This is a genomic window from Pseudomonas sp. RP-B7 (assembly GCF_059803535.1).
This window is the reverse complement of the sequence record NZ_JAPFHC010000042.1, coordinates 15,934-42,717: the sequence shown is the minus strand read 5'-3', so window position 1 is coordinate 42,717 and position 26,784 is coordinate 15,934. Positions and strand designations below refer to the sequence as shown.

The 26,784-nt window shown below is 63.2% G+C and carries 21 protein-coding genes; 15 read left to right on the top strand and 6 right to left on the bottom strand.

Annotation, left to right across the window (positions count from 1 at the left end):
* Positions 1 to 69: 69 nt before the first annotated feature.
* The 4 genes from OPU96_RS26300 to bglX form a co-directional block, all read right to left on the bottom strand.
* Complete coding sequence (locus tag OPU96_RS26300; RefSeq protein WP_498559970.1) at positions 70 to 2,466, bottom strand: TonB-dependent siderophore receptor; 2,397 nt, start codon at positions 2,464 to 2,466, stop codon at positions 70 to 72.
* A gap of 97 nt (positions 2,467 to 2,563) precedes the next feature.
* Positions 2,564 to 3,514, bottom strand: a complete 951-nt coding sequence (locus tag OPU96_RS26295; protein ID WP_498559969.1) for a FecR family protein — start codon at positions 3,512 to 3,514, stop codon at positions 2,564 to 2,566.
* Positions 3,515 to 3,528: 14 nt separating this feature from the next.
* On the bottom strand, positions 3,529 to 4,029 hold the full coding sequence (locus OPU96_RS26290) for a sigma-70 family RNA polymerase sigma factor (RefSeq protein ID WP_226456157.1): 501 nt from the start codon (positions 4,027 to 4,029) through the stop codon (positions 3,529 to 3,531).
* Positions 4,030 to 4,102: 73 nt separating this feature from the next.
* Entirely contained in the window at positions 4,103 to 6,358 is a 2,256-nt protein-coding gene (gene bglX, locus OPU96_RS26285; protein WP_498559968.1) for a beta-glucosidase BglX, read from the bottom strand.
* A 184-nt stretch (positions 6,359 to 6,542) separates the two neighbouring features.
* On the opposite strand from bglX, the gene OPU96_RS26280 reads away from it, so the two are divergent.
* Genes OPU96_RS26280 through OPU96_RS26265 form a run of 4 tightly spaced genes read left to right on the top strand, consistent with a single transcriptional unit; the run spans position 6,543 to position 10,240 of the window.
* Complete coding sequence (locus OPU96_RS26280) at positions 6,543 to 7,343, top strand: glucose 1-dehydrogenase (RefSeq protein WP_226456159.1); 801 nt, start codon at positions 6,543 to 6,545, stop codon at positions 7,341 to 7,343.
* Positions 7,336 to 9,162 carry a glycoside hydrolase family 15 protein gene (locus OPU96_RS26275; protein ID WP_226456160.1) on the top strand — a complete coding sequence of 609 codons (1,827 nt, stop codon included), beginning with the start codon at positions 7,336 to 7,338 and terminating at the stop codon, positions 9,160 to 9,162. Before OPU96_RS26280 ends, OPU96_RS26275 begins: the two co-directional genes overlap by 8 nt.
* A gap of 41 nt (positions 9,163 to 9,203) precedes the next feature.
* Entirely contained in the window at positions 9,204 to 9,683 is a 480-nt protein-coding gene (locus OPU96_RS26270) for an isochorismatase family protein (RefSeq protein WP_226456161.1), read from the top strand.
* Positions 9,680 to 10,240 (top strand): GNAT family N-acetyltransferase, encoded by a 561-nt coding sequence (locus OPU96_RS26265; protein WP_305392373.1) that lies wholly within the window; start codon positions 9,680 to 9,682, stop codon positions 10,238 to 10,240. The genes OPU96_RS26270 and OPU96_RS26265 overlap by 4 nt, the downstream gene beginning before the upstream one ends.
* Before the next feature lie 201 nt (positions 10,241 to 10,441).
* Here the strand turns inward: OPU96_RS26265 and OPU96_RS26260 are convergent, their stop codons facing one another.
* Positions 10,442 to 11,449, bottom strand: coding sequence for a GlxA family transcriptional regulator (locus OPU96_RS26260; RefSeq protein ID WP_226456163.1), 1,008 nt, complete (start codon positions 11,447 to 11,449; stop codon positions 10,442 to 10,444).
* A 90-nt stretch (positions 11,450 to 11,539) separates the two neighbouring features.
* Here OPU96_RS26260 and inhA point away from each other — a divergent pair, with 90 nt between their 5' ends.
* The gene (inhA, locus tag OPU96_RS26255) at positions 11,540 to 12,220 is read left to right on the top strand and encodes an isonitrile hydratase (protein ID WP_192300311.1); all 681 of its coding nucleotides are present in this window, start codon (positions 11,540 to 11,542) and stop codon (positions 12,218 to 12,220) included.
* 164 nt (positions 12,221 to 12,384) lie between these two features.
* On the opposite strand, the gene OPU96_RS26250 is transcribed toward inhA, so the two are convergent.
* On the bottom strand, positions 12,385 to 13,014 hold the full coding sequence (locus OPU96_RS26250; protein WP_305392372.1) for a LysE family translocator: 630 nt from the start codon (positions 13,012 to 13,014) through the stop codon (positions 12,385 to 12,387).
* 160 nt (positions 13,015 to 13,174) lie between these two features.
* On the opposite strand from OPU96_RS26250, the gene OPU96_RS26245 reads away from it, so the two are divergent.
* The 10 genes from OPU96_RS26245 (at position 13,175) to OPU96_RS26200 (ending at position 26,784) form a co-directional block, all read left to right on the top strand.
* Positions 13,175 to 13,690 (top strand): sigma-70 family RNA polymerase sigma factor, encoded by a 516-nt coding sequence (locus tag OPU96_RS26245; RefSeq protein WP_192300309.1) that lies wholly within the window; start codon positions 13,175 to 13,177, stop codon positions 13,688 to 13,690.
* Positions 13,677 to 14,627, top strand: a complete 951-nt coding sequence (locus OPU96_RS26240) for a FecR domain-containing protein (RefSeq protein WP_305392371.1) — start codon at positions 13,677 to 13,679, stop codon at positions 14,625 to 14,627. The genes OPU96_RS26245 and OPU96_RS26240 overlap by 14 nt, the downstream gene beginning before the upstream one ends.
* Positions 14,628 to 14,734: 107 nt before the next feature.
* Entirely contained in the window at positions 14,735 to 17,221 is a 2,487-nt protein-coding gene (locus tag OPU96_RS26235; protein WP_226456166.1) for a TonB-dependent siderophore receptor, read from the top strand.
* A 430-nt stretch (positions 17,222 to 17,651) separates the two neighbouring features.
* Positions 17,652 to 19,091 carry an undecaprenyl-phosphate glucose phosphotransferase gene (locus OPU96_RS26230; RefSeq protein WP_192300306.1) on the top strand — a complete coding sequence of 480 codons (1,440 nt, stop codon included), beginning with the start codon at positions 17,652 to 17,654 and terminating at the stop codon, positions 19,089 to 19,091.
* Positions 19,091 to 20,551 (top strand): mannose-1-phosphate guanylyltransferase/mannose-6-phosphate isomerase, encoded by a 1,461-nt coding sequence (locus OPU96_RS26225; protein WP_192300305.1) that lies wholly within the window; start codon positions 19,091 to 19,093, stop codon positions 20,549 to 20,551. Before OPU96_RS26230 ends, OPU96_RS26225 begins: the two co-directional genes overlap by 1 nt.
* Before the next feature lies 1 nt (position 20,552).
* Positions 20,553 to 21,464: a glycosyltransferase family 2 protein gene (locus tag OPU96_RS26220; protein ID WP_226456167.1), complete on the top strand. Its 912-nt coding sequence runs from the start codon at positions 20,553 to 20,555 to the stop codon at positions 21,462 to 21,464.
* Positions 21,465 to 21,493: 29 nt separating this feature from the next.
* A complete protein-coding gene (locus OPU96_RS26215; protein ID WP_192300422.1) occupies positions 21,494 to 22,270 on the top strand; it encodes a polysaccharide biosynthesis/export family protein in 777 nt (258 codons plus the stop codon).
* A gap of 14 nt (positions 22,271 to 22,284) precedes the next feature.
* Complete coding sequence (locus tag OPU96_RS26210; RefSeq protein WP_226456168.1) at positions 22,285 to 24,276, top strand: GumC family protein; 1,992 nt, start codon at positions 22,285 to 22,287, stop codon at positions 24,274 to 24,276.
* Complete coding sequence (locus OPU96_RS26205) at positions 24,276 to 25,466, top strand: glycosyltransferase (protein WP_226456169.1); 1,191 nt, start codon at positions 24,276 to 24,278, stop codon at positions 25,464 to 25,466. Before OPU96_RS26210 ends, OPU96_RS26205 begins: the two co-directional genes overlap by 1 nt.
* On the top strand, positions 25,456 to 26,784 hold the full coding sequence (locus OPU96_RS26200) for a GH39 family glycosyl hydrolase (RefSeq protein WP_305392368.1): 1,329 nt from the start codon (positions 25,456 to 25,458) through the stop codon (positions 26,782 to 26,784). Before OPU96_RS26205 ends, OPU96_RS26200 begins: the two co-directional genes overlap by 11 nt.

The window sequence follows — 26,784 nt, the reverse complement described above, 5'->3', positions numbered from 1 at the left end:
ACAGAATGAAACGTAAATCGCCGTGCCTCCCCAGATAGGAAACACGGCGAAAGTGGTCGTTATACCGGATCAGAATCCAACACTGGCCTGCACAAAAAACGTACGCGGTTCGCCCAGGTACAGCCCGGCGTTGTTGTCGCTGGAGCGCGTGTAGTGCAACTGGTCGAAGAGGTTTTTCACACCCACGCCCAGTTTCAGGTTCGACAGTTGCGCGCCGAAGTCATAACCACTGCGCACGTTGACCGAGACATAGCCGGGAATATCGCCGTACTGGCCGTCGGCAGTGCCCTGGGTGATGTAGGTGGTGCCGGTGCCCGGCGCACGTTGGCCGGACTGGGCGTAGACGTCCAGATTGTGGGTCCAGTGGTTGACGTCATAACGCAGGCCCAGGGTCGCCACTTCACGGGAGTACAACGGCAGGTCACGGCCTTTGAAGGCAACGTCGCCTTCCGCTGTAGCCTTGGTGTAGGTGAAGCCGGCGTTGGCGGTCAGGCCATCCAGACGCGCATCCAGGTTCGACAGGTCGTAGTGGGCCGAAGCTTCGATGCCGCTGTGTTTGGTTGCGCCGAGGTTGGTCCAGCCCACGGCATTGCTGACGTATTGCAGCTCATCCGAGAAATCGATGTAGAACAGCGTCACTTCGCCGCCCCACACGCTGTCGTTGTAGCGCGTGCCCACTTCGTACGTCTTGGCCTTCTCCGGGTTCAGGCCACTGGCGGTCTGATCGCCCGTACCGCCCTGGCCTAGCTGGAAATACTGCAGGCTGCCGAAGGACGTTTCGTAGTTGGCGAACAGTTTCCACGCATCGGACACGTGGTACATCACGCTCAACGCCGGCAACGGTTCGTTGTTGTGGACCTCACGGCGTTTTTCCAGGGTGCGCGCGCCGGTCAACGGGATCACCGGGCGGTCGTGCCATTCGGTGCGGATGTCTTCGAAGCGGATACCGGGGGTAATGGTCCACTTGCCGATGTCGATCTTGTTATCGACGTAGAAGGCGTTGGCCTCGGTGCCGCCAGTGCGGTCCTGGTAGACGTGACCGTCGCTGCGCCCGCCGGGGGTGGGCACGTTGTTGACCAGATTGAGGCTGGTGGCCTGCTCGTGCATGCCTTCCTTGAGGTAACGATAACCGACGCTGACTTCCTGGGTGCTCGGGCCCACGTCAAACACATGGCTCACACGGGGCTCGATGCCAAAGGTGTAATAGGTGCGCGGGTACGAGCCGAGGGTGAGCAAGTCGCGGTTGGCGATGTTGCTGCCACGGAAGCTGTCGGAGTAGTAGGTCAGCACTTCGGCCTGGGTGCGGTCGTCGATCTGTCGGATGTACTTGAAGGACACATCCTTGCGACGCCCGGTGAAATTGTCCCAGTCGCGTACCGACTGATACGGGTTGGCGTCGAATTGCTTCTGGGTCAAGCCGCCGGGCATGTCGGCCGTGGCGTCGTAGTAGTGGAAGTTGAGTGAGAAGTCGTCGCTATCGGTCGGCGCCCAGTGGGTCTTGAGGATCACGTCGTTGATGTCATTGGCGTTGTTGCTGCTGCGATAGCCGTCCCCTTTGACCCCGGAATACAGCAGCGCCGCACCGATGCCGTTGTCTGCGGTGCCGCCGACAAAGGCGTTTTCCAGATGTTTCCAGCCGCCGTGGGCCGAGGTTTGCAGGGTGGTGCCGACTTCACCGGAGAATTTCTCCGGGATGGCGCGGGTGACAAAGTTGATCACGCCACCGACGTTTTGCGGCCCATAACGCACGGAACCGGCGCCGCGTACCACGTCGATGCTGTCCAGGTTACCGGCGGAGATCGGCGCCATCGACAGTTGCGGCTGGCCATACGGGGCGAAGGCGGCCGGTACGCCGTCGATCAACACCGTGGAGCGTGGCGACAGGCGCGAAGTCAGACCCCGTACGCCGACGTTGAGGGAAATATCGCTGCCGCCGGTGCCGTTGGACTCCTGCACCTGCACGCCCGGGACCCGGCGCAACACGTCACCGACGTTCATCGCGCCCTGCTCCACCATGGCCTCGCGGCGAATCACGGTGCGTGCGCCGGGGTGGTTCTGCACCACTTCGGCGTTGGCGTCGCCCAGCCAGTCGCCGACCACCTTGATGTCGGTGGTACCCAGTTCCAGGGGCGAACCGGCTTCACCGGCACCGCTGCCCAGCGGACGCAAGGTCACGGAACCGGCGTCGATCTGATAGTCCAGGCCACTGCCTTGCAGCAATCGACGCAGGGCTTGTTCCGGCGAAAGGTTGCCATCCACCGCCGGGGCTTGCTTGCCGGCGACCATGTCGGGGCTGAAGAACACTTGCAGGGAGGTCTGCTGGCCCAACTGGCTCAGCGCTGCACCCAGCGGTTGGGCCTGGATATGGAGGGTGTCGGCAGCATACGCCGAGGTGCTGACAGCCATGGCCAGGGCCAGTGGCGCCCAGCGGGAGATTTTATTGTGGTGGCAGGCAAGTTTTTTCACGTCAAATCGGGTCCTGTGATCGCAAGCGAGTGCGGCCGTTAATGCAAACCAGTTGCAGTTGCAGGAGGAGACGACGAACGCGAAAAAAACCTGACTGTCAGCGCGAAATAATTTCCTGGCTGCCGTCCGGCAAGGCGCGCACGGCCACCGGCAGAATGTGCGGCAGGGCCTTGAGCAAGGCGTCGGTGTCGTTGGCGTTGAACACGCTGGTCAGGCGCAGGTCGCTCACCGCCGCCGAACCGACCCGCACTGGCTGCTGGCGATAACGCGACACTTCCCGTGCCACGTCACCCAAGCTGGCGTTGTTGAACACCAGTTTGCCGCTGCGCCATGCGGTCAGTTCTGCGGCGTTCACCGCGTAGGCCGGCACCACGTTGCCCTGGCTGTCGATGTGCGTGCCACGGCCCGCCGTCAGCGTGACGCTTGCATCCACGGCCCGCCCTTGCACCTTGACCGTCCCGGCCTCGACCACCACGCGGGTGCTGTCGTCATCGCGGCGCACATCAAAGCGCGTGCCGGTCACCGTGACCTGCCCGGCCCCGGCGGCGACCACAAACGGGCGAGTGGTGTCGTGCTCGACATTGAACATCGCCTCGCCCCGCTTGAGCACCACGCCGCGCCTGCCCTTTTCGAACTGCACCGCGACCATGCTGCGGCTGTTCAACTCCATCACCGAACCGTCGGGCAGCGTCACCTGGCGCTGTTCACCGAGCCGCGTGCTGAACTCGGCGCTGTAGGGTTTTGGTTGAAGGATGCTGAACACGCCCAGGCCAACGGCAACCGCCACCACACTGGCCGCGACCGCGTAACGCAACACGGCGCGCCGCTTGGGGCGCTCAGCCGGTGCATCGCACAACGCACGCAAACGCGCCGCCGGCAACAGGTCCGTGGCGCTCCACAGGCCTTGCAGCACATCGAATTCGTATTGGTGGTCGGGATGCTCATGGCGCCACGTCTCGAACTGCTGGCGCTCGGCGGCCCCCAGTTCGGCGTCTTGCAGGCGCACAAACCATTGCGCAGCCTCGTCTCGGGCACGGTTATCCATCATGGAAGATCCTTGGTTCATGGGGCCAGCACGTCCAAGCGGTCACGCAGATGCCGCAGGGTGCGGATCATATACTTTTCCACCATGTTCTTGGACAACCCCAGGCGTTCGGCGATTTCCTGCTGGGTGAGGCCTTCGATTTTCTGCCAGATGAAAATCCTGCGGCAGTTGAGCGGCAACTCGGCCAGCGCCCGCTCGATGGAATCCGCCAACTGGATCGCGTGCATGACGTGCTCCGGGTCGCCACTGTGCGGCGAACGCAGGTCGAAGGTCTCCAGCGCCAGCGCCTCGCGCCGGTCTTCACGGCGATGGGCGTCCACCGCAATGTTGCGTGCGGTTTGGTGCAGATAGGCGCGCGGCTGCTCAACCTCGGTGGACCGTGCCTCAAGTACCCGCACAAACGTGTCATGGGCCAGGTCTTCGGCCTGCTGGCGGTTTCTCAGGCGGCGCGTCCAGGTGCCGATCAACTCTTCGTAATACTCGAAAAAGCCTGTTCTGCGGGGCGGCTGGGGCATCATCGCGGAGGCACTGGGGAGGCGGGGCGTGAATAGTAATGCTTCCTATTAAGTCGGGCAATTGCTTCCCGTCGTGTCAGCGCAGTTCGAAGCGTTGTTCAATGACCTCCCGAGAATCCAAGCCTATCTGCAGCCTGAACTCGCCAGGCTCGGCGACGTGTCGCAAGTGAACGTCGTAGAATTTCAGGTCATCTTCACCCACGGTGAACTCGATTCGTCGACGCTCACCGGCCTTGAGCATGACCTTCTGGAAACCCTTGAGCTCCTTGACCGGACGGCTGACGGATGCCACCGGATCACGGATATACAACTGGACCACGGTTTCGCCATCGCGCTCACCCGCATTGGCCAGCGTGACACCCACCCGCAGAGACTGACCTCGGTGCAACACTGCGCTGGACAACTGCAAGTCTGACAGTGCGAAACGGGTGTAGCTCAAGCCGAAGCCGAAGGGAAACAGCGGCCCCTCCTGCTCATCAATATATTGGCTCATGTACTTGTTCGGCTGATCGGGGATGAAGGGGTGGCCCGTGTTGAGGTGGTTGTAGTAAATCGGGACCTGGCCCACCGAACGGGGAAACGTCATGGGCAGCTTTCCCGAAGGGTTGTAACCGCCAAACAAGACATCAGCGACAGCGTTACCGCCTTCCATCCCGCTGAACCAGGTTTCCAGCAGCGCATCGGCCTGCCCTTGCACTTGGGTCAATGTCAAAGGCCGACCGTTCACCAACACCACCACCAGCGTTTTACCCAAGGTTCTCAATGCACTGAGCAGGCGCTGCTGGCTATCCTCAAGGTCAAGGCGCGTTCGGCTGATGGCCTCATCGCTGAAATTCCACGCCTCCCCCACCACTGCCACGATGACATCGGCTTGGCGTGCCACCGCCATCGCCTCTTCCAGCAGCGCTTCAGGCGATCGGGGATCAAGGTCCAAGGGCGAGCTATAACGTGCCAAGCGATCAGACAACGCCCTGTCGTCTGTGACATTGGCGCCCTTGGCATACAGCAGCGTGGCCTTGCCTTCCACCGCACGCGCCATGCCCTCACGGATGCTCACAACTCTTTGTGCTGCGCAATCGCCACAATAGCTCCCGAGCAAATCACGGCGGCTGTTGGCGAGTGGGCCTACCAGCGCGATACGACCGTGCTTGCTCAACGGCAGGGTGTGCTGGCGGTTCTTCAACAACACCAGGGTCCTGCGCGCCACATCCCGCGCCGCCGCCCTTTGCAACCGGCGCTCCATGGGTTCCGGAGGCAATCGGGAGAGGTTGCGATAGGGGTCTTCGAACAGCCCCATCTCGTACTTCATCCCGAGCACGCGACGAACCGCCTCGTCCAGGACCGCAACACTCACTGCTCCCGATTTGACGAGGGCGGGCAACTGGCGAACATAGGCATCGTCACTCAACTCCATGTCGAGGCCCGAGAGAATCGCCAATGAAGCCGCGTGGCGCTGATCAATCGCCACACCGTGCGTAATCAGGCCAGTCACGGCATTGGAGTCACTCAGGGTGACGCCGGCAAACCCCCACTCATGGCGCAGCACATCCTTGATAAGCCAGGGGTTGGCGGTTGAAGGAACGCCGTTGATTGTGTTGAACGCAAGCATCGCGACCTGCGCGCCGGCCTCGACAGCCGCGCGGTATGGCGGGAAATAGTACTGATACATCTGTGCCCGGCTCATATCGACACTGTTGTAGTCCTTGCCGCCCTCCACAGCCCCATACAGGGCCACATGCTTGACGCCGGCCATGATGCTGCCCGCCGCGCGATAGTTGCCGCCCTGATACGCGTTGATCATGACCCGAGCAATGCGCGACACCAAATAGGGGTCCTCGCCGTACCCCTCCGACACCCTGCCCCAGCGAGGATCGCGGGAGATGTCCAGCATTGGGCCGTAGGTCAGGTGCACACCATCGGCGCTCGCTTCCTGCGCGCTGATCCGCCCCACCAGCGCCAATGCCTGCATGTCCCAACTGGCCGCCAACGCCAGGCTGACCGGAAACACGGTGTGCAAGCCATGGATAACATCCATGCTGAAAAACAGCGGGATTTTCAATCGGCTGCGCTCAACGGCCATTTGCTGCAACGCGTGCCCATAGGGCGCAGGCGGAACTACGGCCACCCCGCCAATCAGTCCGCCGGCCAGGTGTTCCCGGACGCGCGCATCCGGCGCCACAGGGTCGAGATAGACGATGTCGAGTTGCCCGACCTTCTCGGCAACCGTCATTTTGCCCATCAGCTGATTGATGAACGCGGCTTTATCCAAGGGTGCCTGCGCCACAGCAACCGCGCTACCAAGACTCGCCAGCAACCCGACAACCCAGTGCATGTTCACGCGCTCATCCCCTGACCACCTGCAAGCCGGTAGCCTCACCTCGGAAGCGAAAGACGTCTACTGTCAGAAATGACAGTTCCCCCTGCCTGCCCCGCTGCGCCCCGTCGAATCCCACGCTGAACTTACACGTGGCCCCGCCAGTCAGCTGACTGAACCCTCTGACAGTGGTGGTTGGCCCATGCACCTCTCGCTCCAGCAACAAGTCGCCCTCATCACCGGCGCCAGTTCCGGCATCGGTGCAGGCGCCGCCAAGGCCCTGGCCGACGCCGGCGCGGCCGTGGTGCTCAATTACAACGCCCAGGCCGCCCCTGCTGAAGCGCTCGCCGCACAGATCAACGCCAACGGCGGCCGTGCGCTTGCCATCGGCGGGGACGTGTCAAAAGAGGCCGATGTGGAACGCCTGTTCGCCCAGACGCTCGACGCCTTCGGCCACTTGGACATTCTTGTCGCCAACTCCGGCCTGCAAAAAGACGCCAACCTGGTCGATATGAGCCTTGATGACTGGAACACGGTGATCGGCGTCAACCTCACCGGCCAGTTCCTCTGTGCCCGCGCGGCCGTGCGTATCTTCAATCGCCAGGGCGTGCGCGAAGGCGTGTCGCGGGCGGCGGGAAAAATCATTCATATGAGCTCGGTACACCAGTTGATCCCTTGGGCCGGCCATGTGAATTACGCCGCCTCCAAAGGCGGTGTCGAGATGTTGATGCGCACCCTCGCCCAGGAAGTCAGCGCGCAGCGCATCCGTATCAACGGCATTGCGCCGGGGGCGATCCGCACGCCGATCAACCGGGCGGCCACCGAAGGCGCGGCAGAAAAGGAACTGCTGAAACTGATTCCCTACGGCCGGGTCGGCGACGTCGAAGACGTGGCCAACGCCGTGGTCTGGCTGGCCAGCGATGCCTCCGACTATGTAGTCGGCAGCACCCTGTTCATCGACGGCGGCATGAGCCTTTATCCGGAGTTTCGTGGCAATGGTTGAGCTAAAGAACGAACCCCAAAGCGCCATCGACGCCCACGGCATCATTGGCGACATGCGCAGCGCGGCACTGGTCAACGACACGGGCAGCGTCGACTTCTTCTGCTGGCCGGAATTCGACAGCCCGTCGATCTTCTGCGCCCTGCTCGACAGCCCCGAAGCGGGCATTTTCCAGCTCACTCCGGACCTGCCAGACGCGCGCCGCGAACAGATCTACCTGCCCGACACCAACGTGCTGCAAACCCGCTGGCTCAGCGACGAAGCCGTGGTGGAGATCACCGACCTGCTGGCGATCAGTGATGACCTCGATGACCTGCCGCTGCTGATCCGTCGGGTGCGGGTGATCAGCGGCACGGCCGACATCCACCTGCGCTGTGCAGTGCGCCACGACTACGCGCGCGCGCCGACCCGCGCCAGCCTCGACAACCGCAGTGTGTACTTCAACGCCGATGGCCAGCCCGGCCTGCGTTTGTCCAGCAGCCAAGCCTTGCACATCAAGGATGGCGCGGCGGTTGCACGCTTCACCTTGAACCAGGACGAAGGCGCCGAATTCGTCCTCGGTGGCCAGGATGATGAGCGGGTGGACAGCGCTTGCACCGACCTCGCCCTTGCCCACACCCTGACGTTCTGGCGCAGCTGGATCGCCCAGTCGAACTACCGTGGACGCTGGCGCGAAATGGTCAATCGCTCGGCCCTGGCCTTGAAGCTTCTGACCTCGCGCAAACACGGCGCGATCATCGCCGCCGCCACCTTCGGCCTGCCGGAAAGCCCCGGCGGCGAGCGCAACTGGGACTATCGCTACACCTGGATCCGCGACGCTTCATTCACGGTCTATGCCTTCATGCGCCTGGGTTTTGTCGAGGAAGCCAACGCCTACATGCGCTGGCTCAAGGGGCGGGTCAGTGACTGCTGCGGGCAGCCAACCAAACTCAACATCCTCTACGGTATCGACGGCCGCCAGGAGCTGCCGGAAACCGCACTGCCGCACTTCAAAGGCCACGGCGGCGCCACGCCGGTGCGCATCGGCAACGGCGCGGTCGGGCAGATCCAGTTGGACATCTATGGCGAACTGATGGACGCGGTGTACCTGGTCAACAAATACGGCGAAGCCATCTCCCATGACGGCTGGAAACACACGGTGGAAGTCGCCGACCAGGTCTGCGATATCTGGAACACCAAAGATGTGGGCATCTGGGAAATGCGCGGCGAGCAGCATCACTTCCTGCACTCGCGGCTGATGTGCTGGGTGGCGCTGGACCGCGCAATCCGTCTCGCCTCCAAGCGCTCGCTGCCAGCACCGTTCGCCCGTTGGGACCAGACACGCCAGGCGATCTACGCCGACATCTGGAGCAACTTCTGGAACGAGGAGCGTGGGCATTTTGTGCAGCATATCGGCAGCACGGCGCTCGACGGTTCGATGCTGCTGATGCCGCTGGTGCGTTTCGTCGCGGCCACCGACCCACGCTGGCTGTCGACGCTGGAAGCGATCCAGAAAAGCCTGGTACGCGACGGCATGGTCTATCGCTATCGCAACGACGACAACCCAATCGACGGCCTGCAAGGCACCGAAGGTGCATTTACCGCGTGCTCGTTCTGGTACGTCGAATGCCTGGCCCGCGCCGGGCAAGTGGAAAAGGCCCACCTGGAGTTCGAACAACTGCTGCGCTATGCCAACCCACTGGGTCTGTACGCCGAAGAGTTCGACAACCAGGCCCGCCACCTGGGCAACACGCCCCAGGCCTTGAGCCACCTGGCGTTGATCAGCGCGGCGTCGTTCCTGGACCGCAAGCTCAGCGGGGAGAAGACGACCTGGCAGCCCTGAGGCACAATGACCGCCCCACCCCGGCTACGGACTGCAACCCCATGCGCCAGGTACTGCTGATCATCGACGTGCAACCCTGCTTCAACCCGCCGGCATGGCTTGTGGACGGCATCCATGCCCTGCTCGGCCGCCTGCCCAGCGTCGCCACCGTCGAGCGCCACGACGAAAGCATCACCCCCTTCACCCGCCAACTCGGCTGGCAACCGGCGCCGGATGACGACAGCCTGGTGGCGGCGGATCGCATCTTCGTCAAGCACGGTTATGCGCCGACGCCCGAGACGATTGCCTACCTCAAAAGCCTCGAGCCGCAGCGTGTGTTGGTGTGTGGCATACAAACCGACACCTGCGTCCTGGCGGCGGGGTTTGCCCTGTTCGATGCAGGGTTGCAGCCGACGTTGATCAGCGATTTGACCGTGGGCTCGTCGCTGGATCGGTCAGGGCAGCTGGGGGTGGATTTGTGGCGACATCACTTTGGCAAGGTCGTGGATCGGGAGCAGATTTTTGCGGCAACCGCGCCATGAGCCCTTTCCCTACCCTACACACCCAACGCCTGTGCCTGCGTGAGCTTGTAGCAAACGACGCACCGGCGCTGTTCGACATCCACAGCGATGCCGACAGCATGCGCTGGTTCGGCGCCGACGCGATGACCGAGCTTGCCCAGGCCCAAGCCCTGATCGAAACCTTCGGGCACTGGCGCACCCAGCCCAACCCCGGAACACGCTGGGGAATCGAATGGGAGGGTGAACTGATCGGCAGTTGTGGTCTGTTCAAGTGGAACCAGAAGTGGAACAGTTGCGCACTCGCCTGTGAGCTGGCGCCCGACGCGCGTGGCCAGGGACTGATGAGTGAAGCTATGCAGGCAATGCTCGACTGGGGCTTTGAACAGATGCAATTGCATCGAGTGGAAGCCTGGGTGCATCCGCAAAATACCGCGTCGCTCAAGCTGTTGGAGCGACTGGGTTTCAAAGCCGAAGGAACGTTGCGCGACGCGGGGTTCTGGAATGGCCAACGACACGATCTGGGTGTATTGGGGTTGTTGAGCCACGAGTGGCTGAACAGGAAAACCACAGGTATTTAATGAACCCTACTTTACACATTGCGCCTGATATTCCAGGTGAGCATATGACCTCACGCCTCCTACAAGACATCAGCACACCCCTCGCCCGCCGTTGAGCTGGAGTGAGACATGGGAGAATCACGACCAAGGTTTGATCAAGTGCTGGGAAGTTGGTCGAGAGCTCGCAATCAAACGACCTGATCTGGTGAGCCGTGCCAGTTGCTATGGGCGCTGTGCGGTGCAGACGACGGGGTGACTGCTGGAATTGCTCGGCGAAAACCGCTCGCGGTAGGCCTGGGGCGTCACCGACAAGACGCGCAGAAAACTGCGGCGCAGGGTTTCTTCACTGCCAAAACCACATTGCACGGCGATGCGTTTGATTGATGCCGTGCTGTCGGCCAACTGCCTGCGTGCGGTTTCGACGCGGATCAGTTCCACGGCGCGCGCCGGGGTCTGGCCGGTTTCGTTGCGGTAGTGGCGCACAAAGCTGCGTTCGCTCATGCCAGCCTGGGCGGCGAGGGTCGGGATGTTCAGGTCGAGGGTGAGGTTTTCCGCCATCCAGGCGTGGAGTTCGGTGAAGCGGCTGTCGGCCTTTTGCAGGGACAGGGTCACACTGAATTGCGATTGCCCGCCCGGGCGCTTGAGGAACACCACCAAGTGGCGCGCCACTTCCAGGGCTACTTCGCGGCCCAGGTCTTCTTCCACCAGCGCCAGGCACAGGTCGATGCCGGCGGTGACGCCGGCTGAGGTCCACACCGCGCCCTGGCGGATGAAGATCGGGTTGGACTCCACCGTCAACGAAGGAAATTTGCGCGCCAGTTCTTCGCAACGCGTCCAGTGGGTGGCCACGCGGCAGCCATCGAGCATGCCGCTGGCGGCCAGCAAAAACGCGCCGGTGCACACCGAGGTCATGCGCCGCGTATGCCTGGCTTTTTCGCGCACCCAGTCCACTAGCGCCGGGTCTTCGGCGGCGCCGTAGACGCCCCAGCCACCGGCGATCACCAGGGTGTCGCACGGCGCGTCGATGGCCGGCAACGGCTCGGCCACCAGCGCCAGGCCAGCGGAGGTCATCACCGGGTCCGCCTGCGCAGCGACTACCGAAACCGCGTAGGGCAACGGCAGACCGCGCTGGCGCGCCAAGTCATTGGTGGAAGCGAACACCTGCAACGGCCCGGTCACGTCGAGCACCTGGGCGTTGTCAAAAGCGAGGACATGGACGATTCGAGGCATGATTGGCGTGATCTGTGGGCTGAATGGCGTATCCGCCAAAGCCTAGGCCCCTAGAGTGGAGTCGTCCACCCCTTTCTCGGAGCGCTGTCCATGACCTTGCAAATCGGCTTTGTGTTGTTCCCCGGCATCCAGCAACTGGACCTGACCGGCCCCTATGACGTTCTCGGTTCGCTGCCGGACGTGAAGTTGCACCTGGTGTGGAAAGACCTCGCGCCGGTCACCTCCAGCACTGGCCTGGTGTTCACCCCGACCGTGACTTACGCCGATTGCCCAACGCTGGATGTGATCTGCGTGCCCGGCGGTTCCGGGGTAGGCGCGTTGATGGAAGACCCACAGACCCTGGACTTCCTCAGCACCCAGGCGCAGACCGCGCGCTACGTGACCTCGGTGTGTACCGGCGCGCTGGTGCTCGGCGCGGCGGGCCTGCTGCGCGGGCGCAAGGCCACCACCCACTGGGCCTACCACGACATGCTCGCCCCGCTCGGCGCGATCCCGGTGCAGGATCGTGTGGTGCGTGACGGCAACCTGCTGACGGGTGGCGGCATCACCGCCGGCATCGACTTTGCGCTGACATTGGCGGCGGAGTTGTACAGCGAAGCGGCGGCGCAACTGGTGCAGTTGCAGATCGAATACGCGCCGGCGCCGCCCTACCACTCAGGCAGCCCGGACACCGCGCCCCGGCATGTGCTGGAAGAAGCACACAAACGCACGGCGCAATCGCGCCGGGTGCGCGGCGAAATCGTCGCACGCGCCGCCGCACGACTCGGCTGACTCCGCCTTGCCCCCACCAACTTGTAGTGAGCGGGCTTGCCCCGCGCTGGGGGGCGAAGCCGCCCCAAAACCAGGCACCTCGGTCTTCCTGAAACACCGAGTAGCCGGGGTTTAGGGCGGCTTCGCCACCCAGCGCGGGCAAGCCCGCTCACTACAAGGGCGAGTCAGGTGGGGCGCGACATCACTGCCAGGCGCACGGCCAGCAGCGTGAGCACCGTCGCCAGTCCCCATTTCTGCAGCCAGGCGCTTTTCGAGCGTTTGGCAAAGAACCGGCTCAACACCCCGCCAAACGCCCCCAGCAAACCGTGAAACACTGCAGCGATCAACGTCAACACGCCGCCCAGCAGCATCAACTGCACGGCAATCGAGCCTGCTTCGGGCCGGACGAACTGCGGCAAGAACACCACAAAAAACAGCAACGCCTTGGGATTGAGCAAACTGTTGAACATCGCTTGCAGAAACACCCGTCCCAGGGGCACGCGGTTGGCCGGGGCCGCCTCCAGCCCCGGGCTTTTCTGCAAGGTCTTGAACACCAGCCACAGCAGGTATACCACCCCGGCATAGCGGATCAGGTCAAAGGACGGCGGCCAACTGGCCACCACCGCCGTCACCCCGGTGGCGGTCAACGCGGTCAGCAGCAGGTCGGCCACACCGATGCCCAGGGCCGAGGCCATGCCACCGCGCCAGCCGTGGGTCACGCCGTGGCTGATGACAAACGCCATGTTCGGCCCCGGCGATAACAGCAACAACAACACCGCACCGCAAAAAACCGCCAGGGTCGCCAGGTCGATCATGCTCAAGCCCTCCACCGGGAAAAGCCTGCAGACTAATCCGCCTACCGCATGCCGACAAAAAATTGTGCTGGATACATTGCCCAGCGGTGATTGCTCATTGTCATAGCCAACGTCTAGAATGCGAAACATTATCAATTAAGACTGTTGCGCCGGGATGCCCATGTCGAGCGATCACCCACTGGACCCTGCCGCCATCGGCCAGCTTTACCAGGCGCATCATTCCTGGCTGAACGGCTGGTTGAAGCGGCGCACCGGCTGCCGCGAGCATGCCGCCGACCTGGCGCAAGAAACCTTTGTGCGCCTGCTCAACGCGCGCAAGCAGCAAACCTTGCTGCAACCGCGTGCGTACCTGAGCAGCATCGCCCGCAGCCTGATGATCGACGGGTACCGCCGCCGCGAGCTGGAACGTGCCTACCTCGAAAGCCTCGCGCATTTCCCACAGGTCGAGGTGCCGTCGGAAGAAACCCGCCTGCTGATCCTCGACAGCCTGGAACGCATCGATCGCTTGCTTGATCAACTTAAACCCCGCGTACGCGAAGCCTTCCTGCTCGCGCAACTGGACGGCCTGACCTGCGCGCAGATCGCCCAACGCCTGGACGTATCCAAGGCCACCGTGGAACGCGACCTGTCCAAGGCGCTGCACGCCTGCTATCGGTTACGTTATGCCGAACGCTGACCAGCGCCTGGTAGACCAGGCCATCCAATGGATGATCACCCTGCGCTTCAACGTCGCCGACGACGCCAGCACCGCCGCGTTTGAACGCTGGCTGCACAGCAGCCCCGAACACCAGCGGGTGTGGCACCGGGTCGCGACGATGAATGACGACTTCAACCATCTGCCCGCCCAGGTCGGGCGCCGCACCCTCAGCGGTGCGCGGCAACGCATCAGCCGCCGCGAAAGCCTCAAGCTGCTGGGCCTGGTGGCCGGTGCGGCCGGCTTGAGCTGGTTCGGTCGCGACTACACACCACTGCCAGCGATGATGGCCGACTACCGCACCGCCACCGGCGAGCGGCGCTGGGTCGCGCTGAGCGATGGCAGCAAGCTGCAACTCAACAGCGCCACGGCGATTGATGCGACGCTCACCCCAGAGCGACGCAAGGTCCAACTGCGCCAGGGCGAGATACTGGTGAATCCCAGTGTCGATACCCGCCCCTTCTGGGTGCTGACCCGCCACGGCGATTTGCGCGTCGAAGGCTCGCGCTTGCTGGTTCGCGAAGAGGCCCAAGGCACCTCTCTTGCGGTGCAACAGGGCACGGTGGCGATATTTGCCGACCGCCATGACCCCAGCGCCCGGCAGGTGATCCAGCCCGGCGCGTCGGTGTTGATCGACCGCACAGGCATCCGCACACCCATCGCCAACGGCCTCGACCCGTGGGCCTGGAGCGACGGCGTGATCAGCGCCCACAACATGCGCCTCGACGCCTTCCTCAGCGAGCTGGCCCGCTACCGCCACGGGCTGCTGCGTTGCAGCGAAGCGGTGGCCGGACTGCGGGTGTCAGGGACTTATCAGTTGAGCGATACCGATCAAGTGCTGGCGCTGGTCGCGCAATCACTCAACGTCGATGTCACCTACCGCAGCCGCTATTGGGTGACGGTAACGCCCCGGGTTTAATCGTCCGAAAAAATAAATGAGGTGAATTCCCATTGCCGCTCGACCTGTAAGGAAAGGCCGATCAACAGGCCAGTACTTTTCACTTCCTTCAGGAGCATCCCGCGGTCATGCAAGCGTTCCCCTCCCCCCGTTCCCCTCTCAAGCGCGCAGTGCAGGCCGCCTTGCTCGGCGTCTGCCTGAGCGGCGGCGCCCTGCCCCTGGCCGTGCTGGCCGATACGCCGGCCAGTGACAACCAGGCCCAGGACTGGAACATCGCCGCCGGCCCCCTGGCCCACGCCCTTGACCAGTTCGCCCGCCAGGGCGGTATCAGCCTGTCGTATGACGCGACAGGCGTCGCCGGCAAGACCAGCCCGGGCCTGAGTGGCCGTTTCGACCGCGAGCAGGCGCTCGGCCAATTGCTCAGTGGCCAGGGCCTGCAAGCCCAGCGCCAGGGCAACAGCACCTGGCTGCTACTGCCGCAAGTGGCCGACAGCGGCGCGCTGAACCTGGGTGCAACCACGATCACGGGCGACCGCCTGGGCGCCACCACCGAGGGCACCGGTTCCTACACCACCGGCGCGGTGACCATCGGCAAAGGCCAACACAGCCTGCGGGAAACACCACAGTCGGTCAGCGTGATGACCCGCCAACTGATGGACGACCAGAACGTCACCACCATCGACGACGTGATGGAACGCACACCCGGCATCACCAGCTACGAATCGCCCATGGGCGGCAAGTATTTCTATTCCCGTGGTTTCAAGATGCTCGGCCAGTACCAGTACGACGGCGTACCGCTGGACATGGGCAAGGACTACGCCCAGGCCGACAGTTTCAGCGCCAACATGGCGATTTATGACCGCGTGGAAGTGCTCAAAGGTGCCGCCGGCATGCTCAAGGGCGCCGGCACCGCCAGCGGCGCGGTGAACTTCGTACGCAAGCGGCCCCAGGCCAAGCCCACTACCAGCCTGTCGCTGTCCGCCGGCACGTGGGACAACTATCGCGCCGACGTCGACGCCGGTGGCCCGCTCAATGACAGCGGCACCGTGCGTGGCCGCGCAGCGATCAGCCAGCAGGATCGCGGTTCCTACATGGACATTGCCAAGCGCAAGGACCAGGCATTCTACGGCGCACTCGACGTTGACCTCAGCCCCGACACCACCCTGGGCATCGGCGCCAGCTATGAAGATGTCGACGCCACGCCATGCTGGGGCGGCCTGCCGCGCTACGCCGACGGCAAGAGCGCCAACCTCAGCCGTTCGACGTGCCTGGGCCAATCCTGGAACGACTGGCAAAGCCGGCGCGCCACGTACTTTGTCGACCTCACCCACGCGCTCAACGATGACTGGAAACTCAAGGTCGCGGCCGTGCACAGTCGCAACCTGCAAGACACCAAGTACGCTGCCAGCGAAGGCACCATCAACTACGGCGACCCAGCGCCCACTGCCCTCTCCTACGCCGCGTTGATGGACTACGATCACCGCGACTACGGCCTCGACGCCTACCTGGACGGCAAGTTCGAAGCCTTCGGCCTGGAACACGAACTGATCCTCGGCGCCAACGGCAGCCGTGGTACCCAGGACGATGTGTACGCGATCCAGAACCTGCCCACGCGCCAGGGCATCTACACGCCCAACCACCACTTGCCGGAGCCGGCCGACAACACCTTCTGGCCGAACATGTACCGCGGCAGCACGATCAAGGAAACCGCCACCCAATACGGCGCCTACGCGACCTTGCGCCTGCGCCTGGCCGAACCATTGATGTTCATTGCCGGCAGCCGTGTGAGCTGGTACGACAACCGTCGCCAGTCCTACAGCCTGGGCTGGGGCGAGTGGTCGCTGCAGGATGCGCGCTCCAGGGAAACCGGCGAAGTCACGCCGTTCGCCGCGCTGATCTATGACCTCAACGAGCACCTGTCGGTGTACGCCAGCTACGCCGACATCTTCCAGCCGCAAAGCGCCTATGCCACCGCCGATGGCGCCGCGCTCAAGCCGAAGATCGGCGATAACTATGAGCTGGGCATCAAGGGCGAATGGTTCGACGGCCGCCTCAACAGTTCCCTGGCACTGTTCCGTGCCATCGAGAAAAACGGCGCCGAAACCGATTACGCCAGCTTCTGTGCAACCTCTGCCGATGGCTTTTGCTACACCGACACCGCCAGGGTGCGTGCCCAGGGCGTGGAGGCCGAAGTCAGCGGTGAATTGCTCGAGCGCTTGCAGGTATCTGGCGGTTACACCTACACCCAGACCAAGTCCCTGAAAAACATCGACAGCGCCCTCGAAGGCGGCTCATCCAACACCTACGTGCCCAGGCATATGCTGCGGGTCTGGGGTGACTACCAGCTCGACGGCGCGCTGTCGAAATGGAGCGTGGGCAGCGGCGTCAACGCCCAGAGCAGCAACTACCGCATGCAGACTATCAAGCTGGAGCAGGCCGGTTACGCGACTTGGGACGCCCGCGTGGCGTACCGCATCGATGACACCTGGACCGTGGCACTCAACGGCAAGAACCTATTTGATAAAACTTATTACAACACCGTCGGTACCGCCTCCTGGGGCAACTTCTACGGTGAACCACGTAATTTCACCGTTAGTTTGAAAGGTAACTTCTGATTCCGCGAAAGTCCCGGTGGCCGGGCACTTAACGTGCCCTGCCCCTCCCTTACTGCCCCCCCTTCCTACGTCTGTTCGAAAAAGGTTTTACCGGCTGGCAGGAAAATTCCTGCATTTGTTCCTACACTCAAAATCACACACCCAAACCGAGTGCACGGACAAGGACTGTCAACAAAATGCCGCTAAAAAAACCATTAAGACCGCCTAAAAAGCCAATCCGCACCATCGTCAATTCGTTGACAAGGCTTACCAAGGAAACACTCCTTTAATTACGACCCTGCAAGTTCCATTCAAACGGATAGTGCTGTTTGAATTGAACAGTTGCGTATTACCCAGAGTAGCCGTCGTTCGACTTGGCTCTATAAGCAGCATGCTGCCTTATTGATCCAACAACCGAGCAGGAAGTCTGGAGTGCAATGAGGGATGTTTTATGCGAGAGAAGTCGCGCGTCGACAGTTTGTTTTTAACACGTGCAGGTTTTGTTGAATTTTTTGTTGTTTTCGTCAAATTCATCCATGGCCTGAGTGCCATCCTTCCGCCGTTGGTCCTGGTGCTGTTCCTCGACCCGATGGACCCCCAATTGCGCCCACACTTCATCGGCCTGCTGGTATTTTTCGCGGTCCTGACGATCATCCTGTTCCAGGCCCTGGGCATCTATTCCGAAGAATTGTTCAGCAACCGCCTGCGCCTGAAAACCAAGATCAAAGCCTGGTCGGCCGCGTTCTGCATCCTGCTGTTCATGTACCAGATCCTGCAGATGTTCCCCCAATTGACCCCACGCAATCTGCTGGCGTGGTACATCATCAGCCTGGGCCTGTTCTGCCTGGAACGCCTGATGATGCTGCGCCTGTATCGCAACCTGATGCGCAAGGGCAAATACCTGCAACGCACGGTGATCCTGGGCTTTACCGACACTGCCGTGCACGTCGCCGACCACCTGCAACGCAACGGCGACATCCGATCTGGCCTGATCGGTTTTATCGACGACCGCACCGAGCGCATCCCCAAGGAGCTGAGCAACCTGCCCTTGCTGGGCAACACCCGTGACCTGGAAAACCTGATCCGTGCCGAGCAGGTCAACCAAGTCATGATCTGCCTGCCGTGGGCCGCCGAGCAGCGTATCCACGGGCTGGTCAACCGCCTGCGGCAGATGTCGGTGAACGTGATGCTGGTGCCGGACATGGCCGCCCTGCGCTACGGGCACAGCAAGATTACCGACGTGGGCGGCATCCTGATGTTCAACACCTCGCAGTTGCCACTGCGCGGCTGGTCGCCGGTCATCAAACGCCTGGAAGACCTGCTGCTGGCCAGCCTGGCGCTGGTGTGCCTGTCGCCGGTGATGGTCGCGACGGCGATCGCAATCAAGCTCGACTCCAAGGGCCCGGTGCTGTTCCGCCAGAACCGCTATGGCTATAACGACAACGAGATCCGCGTGTTCAAGTTCCGCTCGATGTTCACCGACCAGAGCGACTTCACCGCCGAACGCCAGACCACCCGCGAAGACCCGCGCATCACGCGCGTCGGCCGGATCATCCGCAAGACCAGCATCGACGAGCTGCCGCAGCTGTTCAACGTGCTGCTGGGCAACATGTCGATGGTCGGCCCGCGTCCCCACGCCACCGCCACCAAAGCCGCCGGGGTGCCGTTCGAAGTGGCGGTGAGCGAATACAGTTCACGCCACCGGGTCAAGCCGGGGATCACCGGCTGGGCGCAGATCAACGGCTACCGGGGTGAAACCGATACCCTCTTCAAGATCCAGAAACGTGTCGAATATGACCTGGAGTACATCTCCAAATGGTCGGTGTGGTTTGACCTGTACATCGTCTTCATGACGGTCCCGGCCGTTCTTTCCACCAAGGAAGTCTATTGATGAATGCCCTCAACGGATTAATCCCCTGCATCATTTCCGGTGGTTCGGGTACGCGGCTGTGGCCAGTGTCGCGGCAGAACATGCCCAAGCCCTTCATGCGCATGCGTGACGGCCAGAGCCTGTTGCAAAAGACCTTCCAGCGCGCCGCCAAACTGCCCGGCGTGGAAAGCGTATTGACGGTGACCAACCGCGACCTGCTGTTTCGCACCCTCGACGACTACCGTGGGGTGAACAAGGCCCACCTGCCCCTGGACCTGTTGCTTGAGCCGTTCGGGCGCAATACGGCTGCGGCCATCGCGGTGGCGGCGCTGCATGTGCAGGAGCATTTTGGCGATGCCGCGCAGTTGCTGGTAATGCCCGCCGACCACTTGATCCTCAACGAAGTGGCGTTTGCCGCTGCCGTGACCCAGGCCCGCGACCTGGCCGAAGCCGGCTACCTGGTGACCTTCGGCATCCAGCCCGACCACCCGGAAACCGGCTTCGGCTACATCGAACAAGGCGACGCGCTGGACACCGGCTTCCGGGTCAAGCGCTTCGTCGAAAAGCCCGACCTGGCCACCGCCCAAGGCTACCTCGACGGCGGCAAGCACCTGTGGAACGCCGGCATGTTCTGCTTCAAGGCCAGCACCCTGGTGGACGAACTCAGCACCCACGCGCCGGACGTGCTCAGCGCCGCCAGCGCTGCGCTGGAACACAGCCAGAGCCTGCAAAACAAAACCTCGCGCCAACGCGAACTGGAGGCACAGGCATTCGGCAGCGCGCCGGACATTTCCATCGACGTGGCCCTGATGGAGAAATCCCGCAAAGTCGCGGTGGTGCCCTGCGACATCGGCTGGAGCGACATCGGCTCGTGGGAAGCCCTGCGCCAGCTCACCCCCAGCGATGCCCATGGCAACCAGGTCAATGGCGAAGCGATCTTGCACGACGTGCATAACTGCTACATCGACTCGCCCAAGCGCGTGCTCGGCGCGGTCGGCGTGCGTGACCTGATCATCGTCGACACCCCCGATGCGTTGCTGATCGCCGACGCCCACCGCAGCCAGGACGTGCGCTACATCGTCGCCGAGCTCAAGCGCCAGAACCATCCGGCATACAGCCTGCACCGCACCGTCACCCGGCCATGGGGCACCTACACCGTGCTGGAGGAAAGCAGCCGCTTCAAGATCAAGCGCATCGTGGTCAAGCCCCAGGCGTCGCTGTCGTTGCAGATGCACCACCACCGCAGCGAACACTGGGTGGTGGTCAGCGGCGCGGCGCAGATCACCAATGGCGAGCGTGAATTCCTGATCAACGCCAACGAGTCCACCTACATCCCTGCCGGGCACAAACACCGACTGACCAACCCCGGCATCATCGACCTGGTGATGATCGAGGTGCAGAGCGGCGAGTACCTGGGCGAGGACGACATCGTGCGTTTCGACGACATCTACGGGCGCGCACCGGCCGAGGTGAAAAAATGATATGCGCACGTCACTGATCATCCCGACCCGCAACGCCTCCAGCCACCTGACGCGGCTGCTGCCGGCGCTGGCCATGCAAACCCTGCAACCGGACGAGATGCTGGTGGTGGACAGCGCCTCCAGCGATGACACCGTGGCACGCTTTCGTGCGTTCGGCGCACGGGTCGAAGTGATCGACGCCCGCGACTTCAACCACGGCGGCACGCGGCGCTGGGCCAGCGCGCAAGTGGACGGCGACGCCTTGATCGTGATGACCCAGGACGCCATCCCCGCCGCCCCTGAAACCTTCGCCAACCTGCTCGACGAGCTGCAACAAGACCCGCTCAACGGGGTGGCCTACGGTCGCCAGTTGCCACACCCCGACGCTGGGGTGCTGGGCGCACAGTCACGGCACTTCAACTACCCCGCGCAGAGCCGCAGCAAAAGCCTGGCCGATGCGCCGGAGTTGGGGATCAAGACCTGCTTCAGCTCCGACTCGTTTTCCGTGTACCGGCGCAGTGCGCTGGAGGCGGTGGGTGGTTTTCCCAGGGACGTGATCGGCAGCGAAGACGCCTTCGTCGCCGCCCGCATGCTGCTCGACGGCTACAAGGTGCGCTACGCCGCCACGGCGCTGGTGCATCACTCCCACGATTACAAACTCATGGATGAGTTTCATCGCTACTTCGACATTGGTGTGTTCTACGGCCGCGAGCCGTGGATCAAGCAAGCCTTTGGCGACGCCGGGGGCGAAGGCAAGCGCTACGTGCTCGCCGAGCTTGCCGCGTTGCGCAAGGCAGGCGCCTTGCACCGTGTCCCCGAAGTTCTGGTGCGCAGCGCCTTCAAGTTGCTCGGCTACCGCCTGGGCCACCTGGAACGCCGTCTGCCCCTCGCCCTCAAGCGGCGCATCAGCATGTTTCCCGGTTATTGGAGGTGAGCAGCATGACCCAGAGGAAGTCCCCCGTGATGAAACGAACCGTGCTCGCCCTGGCCATGCTGGCCCTGGCCGCCTGCAATACACCGGCACGCATCGTCGCGCCAGACAGCAAGGCGGTCGAGGACGGCAAACGCGCCCTCGAACAGCTTGCGCAATTACCGCCGGCGGTGGAGCGCATCCGCGTCGGCGATCAGTTGCGCATCGTCCGCGATGCCGGCGAGATGCCGACGCTGTCGGCGTTCAACGTCAGCACCATCTATGAGCTGACGCTGTACACGGTGCAGACCGACGGCAAGATCAACTACCCGTTCCTGGGGCCGATCCATGTCGCCGGGCGCCAGCCTTCGGAACTCGCCACCGAACTGACCGGCAAGCTCGCGCAGACCTATCGCGAGCCACGGGTGACGGTGAACATCAACCAGGCACCGGGCAACTCGGTGATCGTCGGCGGTGCGGTGAACAACCCGACGGCGGTGCAGATCGCCACGGCCAACACCCTCGAACAGGCCATCCTCGGCGCCGGCGGGGTCAGCCCGGCGGGCAATGCGAGCATGGTCGCGTTGCTGCGCGAAGACGCCCAGGGCGCCTATCGCGCGTACTTCCTGGACTTCAGCCAGTTGCTCAACACCGGCCCCAACGGGCGCAAACCCGTGCACCTGCAACGCGGTGATGTGGTGTTCGTGCCCAAATCCAACGTGGGCGAGCGCATCCAAGGGGTGGATACCTACATGAACCAACTGATCCCGTTCACCAAGTCGATCGGGGTTGGCTACAACTACACCCGAACCAGCGGCGGCAATAACTAAAGGAGCGACATCCCATGATCGAGATCCGTTCTTTTCGTGATCTTCTGCGCCTGTTCTTCATCTTCCGTCGCGAGTTCAAGCTGGCGGCGATTGCCGCGCTGGTGATCATCCTGCTCGGCGCGTTCCTGTTGCCGGCCAAGTACGAATCCACCGCGCGCCTGCTGGTCAAGCCGGGGCGCGATTCAACCTTGCCGATCGAGATCAGCAACCGTCAGGCGCTGGTGATGCCCAGCACCCAGCGCGACCCGATTGTCGACGAAGAGCGCCTGCTCACCGGGCGGCCCATCGTGCGCGCAGTCGCCGAGCACTACCTGGAAGTGATCGATAACGCGCCGCCGCCGGAAGGCTTCTTGAAAGTCACCAAGCACTACGTCAAGAAAGGCATCGGCGCAGTGTTCGACGGCATCCGCGTGGTGCTGGAAACCATCGGCATCATCGAAAAAACCACCCCGGTGGAACGCCTGGCCGCCAGCCTGGAAAAGAGCTTCGATGTCAGCCACGCCGCCGGCTCCACGGTGATGGACATCAGCTTTACCTGGGGTGATCCGGAGATCGCCCAGGCGGTGGTCAAGGACTGGGTCGAAACCTACATCAACGAACGCACCGAGGCCTTGGGCCGCAAGAGCCTCTACGTGTTCTACGAAGGCCAGGTGAGTAACAGCGCCAGCGAGATCAAGAGCTACAAGGAGCAGATCCTCAAGCACCTCAACGAGATCGGTGCGGCGAGCATCACCGACCGCCTTGAAGACTTGTCCGAGCGCATCAACGTATTGCGCGGCGAGACCTTCAACACCACGCGCTTGATCGCCTCTTCCGACAGCGCCATCGAGAGCACGCGCACCCAGCTCAAGAGCCAGCCCAAGGAAGTCACCACCGTTCGCCAGATCGCCCTGAACCCGCAGCAGCAGGACTTGCGTCGCCTGCTCAACCAGAAGCTGCTGGAGAAGGCCGACATGATGCGCACCTACACCGACAACGCGCCGCCGGTCAAAGCCCTGGACGCCTCGATCCAGGCGATGCGGGTCCAGGTCGCCAGCGAAAGCAACACGGTGCAAGCCTCGGAAAACCGCGCGCCGAACACCTTGGAAATCCACTTGCAGCGCGTGCTGCTGGATGAAACCAGCAACAACAAGGCACTGCGCACGCAGCTGGTGCAACAGCAGAAGCAATTGCTGAACCTGGAGACGCAACGCACCCAAGCCCTGGAGGTTGAACCGGAGCTGGCGCGCCTGTCCCGCGAGCTGAACGCCACCGAGCGCAACTACGCGCTGTACGTGGACAACCTGGAAAAATCGCGCATCGACCGAGAGCTGGACAACAGCCAGATCAGCAACATCGCGGTGATCGAAGAAGCCACTCTGAACCCTGGGCGAATCTTCCCCAAAACCCTGGTGATGCTGGTGTTGGCGGTTCCGTTTGCCATCGTCGTCGGCCTGCTGGTGATCTACCTGTGCTACCTGCTTGACCAGCGTATCCACGATGGCGGCCTGGTGGAGCGCAAGTTCGGCCTGCGGCTGTGGACCACCTTGCCGGAGCTGGATACCAGCACTGTGCAAAGTACCAACGCATTCCACGCCAGCATCTACCGGCTGTACAGCCAGCTCAAACCCGACCGCATTGCGCAGAACGGCCTGACCCTGGGGCTGACCTCGGCGCGGCACGGCGAAGGCGTGACCTTTGTGGTCGAGCAACTGCGCCATCTGCTGCTGGAAAACGGCGTGAACGTACGGGTCGGCGGCCTCGCCCCGGCGGAGCCTGGCGAAGTGGTGCTGCTGGATGCCTCGGGCCTGCTGGATAACCGCGACGCGTTTGTCACCCTGCGCCGCGCCGACCTGATCGCACTGGTGGTGGAAGCGCATAAAAGCACGGTGCCAGTGGTGGAGCACGCGTTGTCGATCCTCAACACCGCGTTCGGCAAGGTCGATGGCATCATCATCAACCGGCGTAAATTCGAAGTACCGGCCAAGGTCCTGCGAACCATCGCCAAGTACCGGGGGGCGTTCTGATGCGCATTGCCCTGCTGGCTCCTTTGCCGCCGGAAAAAAACGGCATCGCCGACTATGCGAACCATTTCAAGACGGCGCTGGAGCAGTTGGGCGTGACGGTGGCGACACCGTTGAGCGGCGCGCAGGGAAGTACCCAGGCGATCCAGCAGGCCATCGCCGCGTTCAATTGGCAGAGCGTCGACCTGGTCCACGCCGAATTGGGCGGCGGGCGGCTCGGCGAGTTCCTGGCCCTGCGCGAATTGCGCAAGGCTCATCCGACCCTACCGTTGACCGCCACGGTGCATGACCCCGAGCGTATCGTCTGGCGGCGCGAGCGGCTGCCCTTCCCGCTGAACCTGCTGGAACGCCTGCCCAGCCCGTTGCCACAAGCAGCGGTGGTGCTGGCCGACCCACTGACCTTGCGCGAAGAACGCCAAGTCGCCAGAGGCCTGACCCGCCTGATCACCCTCACCCGCCTCGGCGCCGACTGCCTGACCCAGCGCATGCAATTGCCACCCGGCAAAGTCGCGGTGATCAACCACGCCAACCTGGCGACCCCACCCGCGCCGCTGCCGGCGTTGGACACCCTGCACCTGCTGTACTTCGGCTTTATCTACCGCGGCAAAGGCATTGAAGACCTGCTGCAAGCCCTGGCCGACATGTTCAAGCAAGCCCCCGAATTACGCGGCCGCGTGCGCCTGACCCTGGCCGGTGGCACCGCCGCTGAGATGGCGTTCGGCGCAGGCGGTAATTACCTGGAGCAGTTGAACAGCCAGATCGCCGCACTGGGCCTCACCGACACCCTCGACTGGCGGCTGAACCTGCCGGCGGCCGAGATTGCGCAGACGATCCAGGCGCACCATGTGATGGTGTTGCCGTATCGCGAATCGAAAAAACTCGGCCTGCTCGGGCGCCAACGCGGCACCAGTGGCGCCCTGTCCTGGGCCGCCGCGTGCGGGCGCGGGGCGATCACCTCGGATGCGCGGGCGTTTGCCGAAGAGGTCGCCAGCGGCAACGGCGCGATCTATCCACAAGGTGACGTCGCGGCCCTCACCGCGCAATTGCTGCGCCTGGCACGCACGCCGTCGTTGGTCCGGGACTGGGCCGAACGTGCCGGGGAAATCGGCCGCGAACGCCTGTGGCCGCTGACCGCGCAGCGCTTCAAGCAGCTGTTTGAACAGGCGATTGCGGGGGCCCCGTATGGCACGTAGATACACCTACCTGGCGAGCCTTGCGTTGATCGCCGCCCTTGGCCTCGGCGCGTTTATGTGGGGGCGCCCAGCCGACGCCGAGAACCATGTGCTCAAGGGCAGCAAGGAGGTGGTGTGGAAGGATTTCCTGGGGGTGAACGCGCAGTTCCTGTGGTTCAGCCCCGCGCGCTACCAGCTGCAGATCGACCGCCTCAAGGCCCTGGGCCTGCAATGGGTGCGCCTGGATCTGCACTGGGATCAACTGGAACCCGTGGAAAACCAGTACCAGATCGCGACCCTCGATCAGTTGGTCGGCAAGCTGCAAGACAACCAGCTCAAGTCGCTGTTCTACCTGGTCGGTTCGGCCCCTTTCGCCACCACTGCGCCCGCCGGCGCGCCGTATCAGGACCAGTACCCGCCGGCCGATCCGAACATGTTCGCCACACGCATGGCGCTGCTGTCCCAGCGCTACCCCAGCGTTGACGCCTGGCAGGTGTGGAACGAGCCCAACCTGCTCGGCTTCTGGCGTCCGGCGGCCGACCCGGCGGGTTATGCCAGCCTGTTGACCGCCACGGCGAGCGCCTTGCGCGGGGTGAATCCGGCGAAACCCGTGGTGGCCGCCGGCATGGCGTTTTTCAGCGAAATGCCCAACGGCCAGACCATGTTCAACGCCCTCGGCGCCCTTGGCGTGGCCAGCCTGAACACGGTGGTGTCCTATCATCCCTACACCCAGTTGCCCGAAGGCAACGACCCGTCCAACCTGGATTTGATTGCCAAGACCAGCGCGCTCAACCAGGCCCTGCGCAACGGCGGCGTGCAGGCGCTGTGGAGCACCGAGTGGGGCTGGTCGACCTACCCGGGGCCGAAAGACGCGCAAGACCTGATCACCCCGCAACAACAGGCCGATTACGTGGTGCGGCGCGTGGCGCTGATGAGCGCGATGGATTTCGACAGGATCTTCCTGTTCACCCTCAGCGACCTGGACCAACGCGCCAGCGTGCGCGACAGGTTCTACGGCTTGCTCGACATCGACGCCAACCCCAAGCCGGTCTACACCGCGCTGAAGTATTTCCTGGATGTCAGCGGCCCCAGCCTGAGCCCGGCCGACCCACCGGCCGCCGACCAATTGCCCGACGGCCTGTTCAGCATCGGCTGGACCCGCGCCGACGGCCACAAGCTATGGTTCTTCTGGGCGGCCGAGGGCGGCAACGCGCACTTGCCCGGGCTGACCAGTGCGACCCTGTACGACCCGCTACGCGGCACGCAAACCCCGGTAAGCGGCACCAACGGCCTGACCGTGACGGTCAAGCCGAACCTGCAAATTCTGTTATGGGATTAA

Coding starts and splice junctions, on each gene's coding strand:
- OPU96_RS26240 (WP_305392371.1), top strand. CDS start 13,677: ATGCCGAACGCTGACCAGCGCCTGGTAGACCAGGCCATCCAATGGATG.
- OPU96_RS26265 (WP_305392373.1), top strand. CDS start 9,680: ATGAGCCCTTTCCCTACCCTACACACCCAACGCCTGTGCCTGCGTGAG.
- OPU96_RS26225 (WP_192300305.1), top strand. CDS start 19,091: ATGAATGCCCTCAACGGATTAATCCCCTGCATCATTTCCGGTGGTTCG.
- OPU96_RS26220 (WP_226456167.1), top strand. CDS start 20,553: ATGCGCACGTCACTGATCATCCCGACCCGCAACGCCTCCAGCCACCTG.
- OPU96_RS26215 (WP_192300422.1), top strand. CDS start 21,494: ATGAAACGAACCGTGCTCGCCCTGGCCATGCTGGCCCTGGCCGCCTGC.
- OPU96_RS26280 (WP_226456159.1), top strand. CDS start 6,543: ATGCACCTCTCGCTCCAGCAACAAGTCGCCCTCATCACCGGCGCCAGT.
- OPU96_RS26250 (WP_305392372.1), bottom strand. CDS start 13,014: ATGATCGACCTGGCGACCCTGGCGGTTTTTTGCGGTGCGGTGTTGTTG.
- OPU96_RS26275 (WP_226456160.1), top strand. CDS start 7,336: ATGGTTGAGCTAAAGAACGAACCCCAAAGCGCCATCGACGCCCACGGC.
- OPU96_RS26230 (WP_192300306.1), top strand. CDS start 17,652: ATGCGAGAGAAGTCGCGCGTCGACAGTTTGTTTTTAACACGTGCAGGT.
- OPU96_RS26295 (WP_498559969.1), bottom strand. CDS start 3,514: ATGATGGATAACCGTGCCCGAGACGAGGCTGCGCAATGGTTTGTGCGC.
- OPU96_RS26235 (WP_226456166.1), top strand. CDS start 14,735: ATGCAAGCGTTCCCCTCCCCCCGTTCCCCTCTCAAGCGCGCAGTGCAG.
- OPU96_RS26290 (WP_226456157.1), bottom strand. CDS start 4,029: ATGATGCCCCAGCCGCCCCGCAGAACAGGCTTTTTCGAGTATTACGAA.
- OPU96_RS26205 (WP_226456169.1), top strand. CDS start 24,276: ATGCGCATTGCCCTGCTGGCTCCTTTGCCGCCGGAAAAAAACGGCATC.
- OPU96_RS26245 (WP_192300309.1), top strand. CDS start 13,175: ATGTCGAGCGATCACCCACTGGACCCTGCCGCCATCGGCCAGCTTTAC.
- bglX (WP_498559968.1), bottom strand. CDS start 6,358: ATGCACTGGGTTGTCGGGTTGCTGGCGAGTCTTGGTAGCGCGGTTGCT.
- OPU96_RS26210 (WP_226456168.1), top strand. CDS start 22,285: ATGATCGAGATCCGTTCTTTTCGTGATCTTCTGCGCCTGTTCTTCATC.
- OPU96_RS26200 (WP_305392368.1), top strand. CDS start 25,456: ATGGCACGTAGATACACCTACCTGGCGAGCCTTGCGTTGATCGCCGCC.
- OPU96_RS26260 (WP_226456163.1), bottom strand. CDS start 11,449: ATGCCTCGAATCGTCCATGTCCTCGCTTTTGACAACGCCCAGGTGCTC.
- OPU96_RS26270 (WP_226456161.1), top strand. CDS start 9,204: ATGCGCCAGGTACTGCTGATCATCGACGTGCAACCCTGCTTCAACCCG.
- inhA (WP_192300311.1), top strand. CDS start 11,540: ATGACCTTGCAAATCGGCTTTGTGTTGTTCCCCGGCATCCAGCAACTG.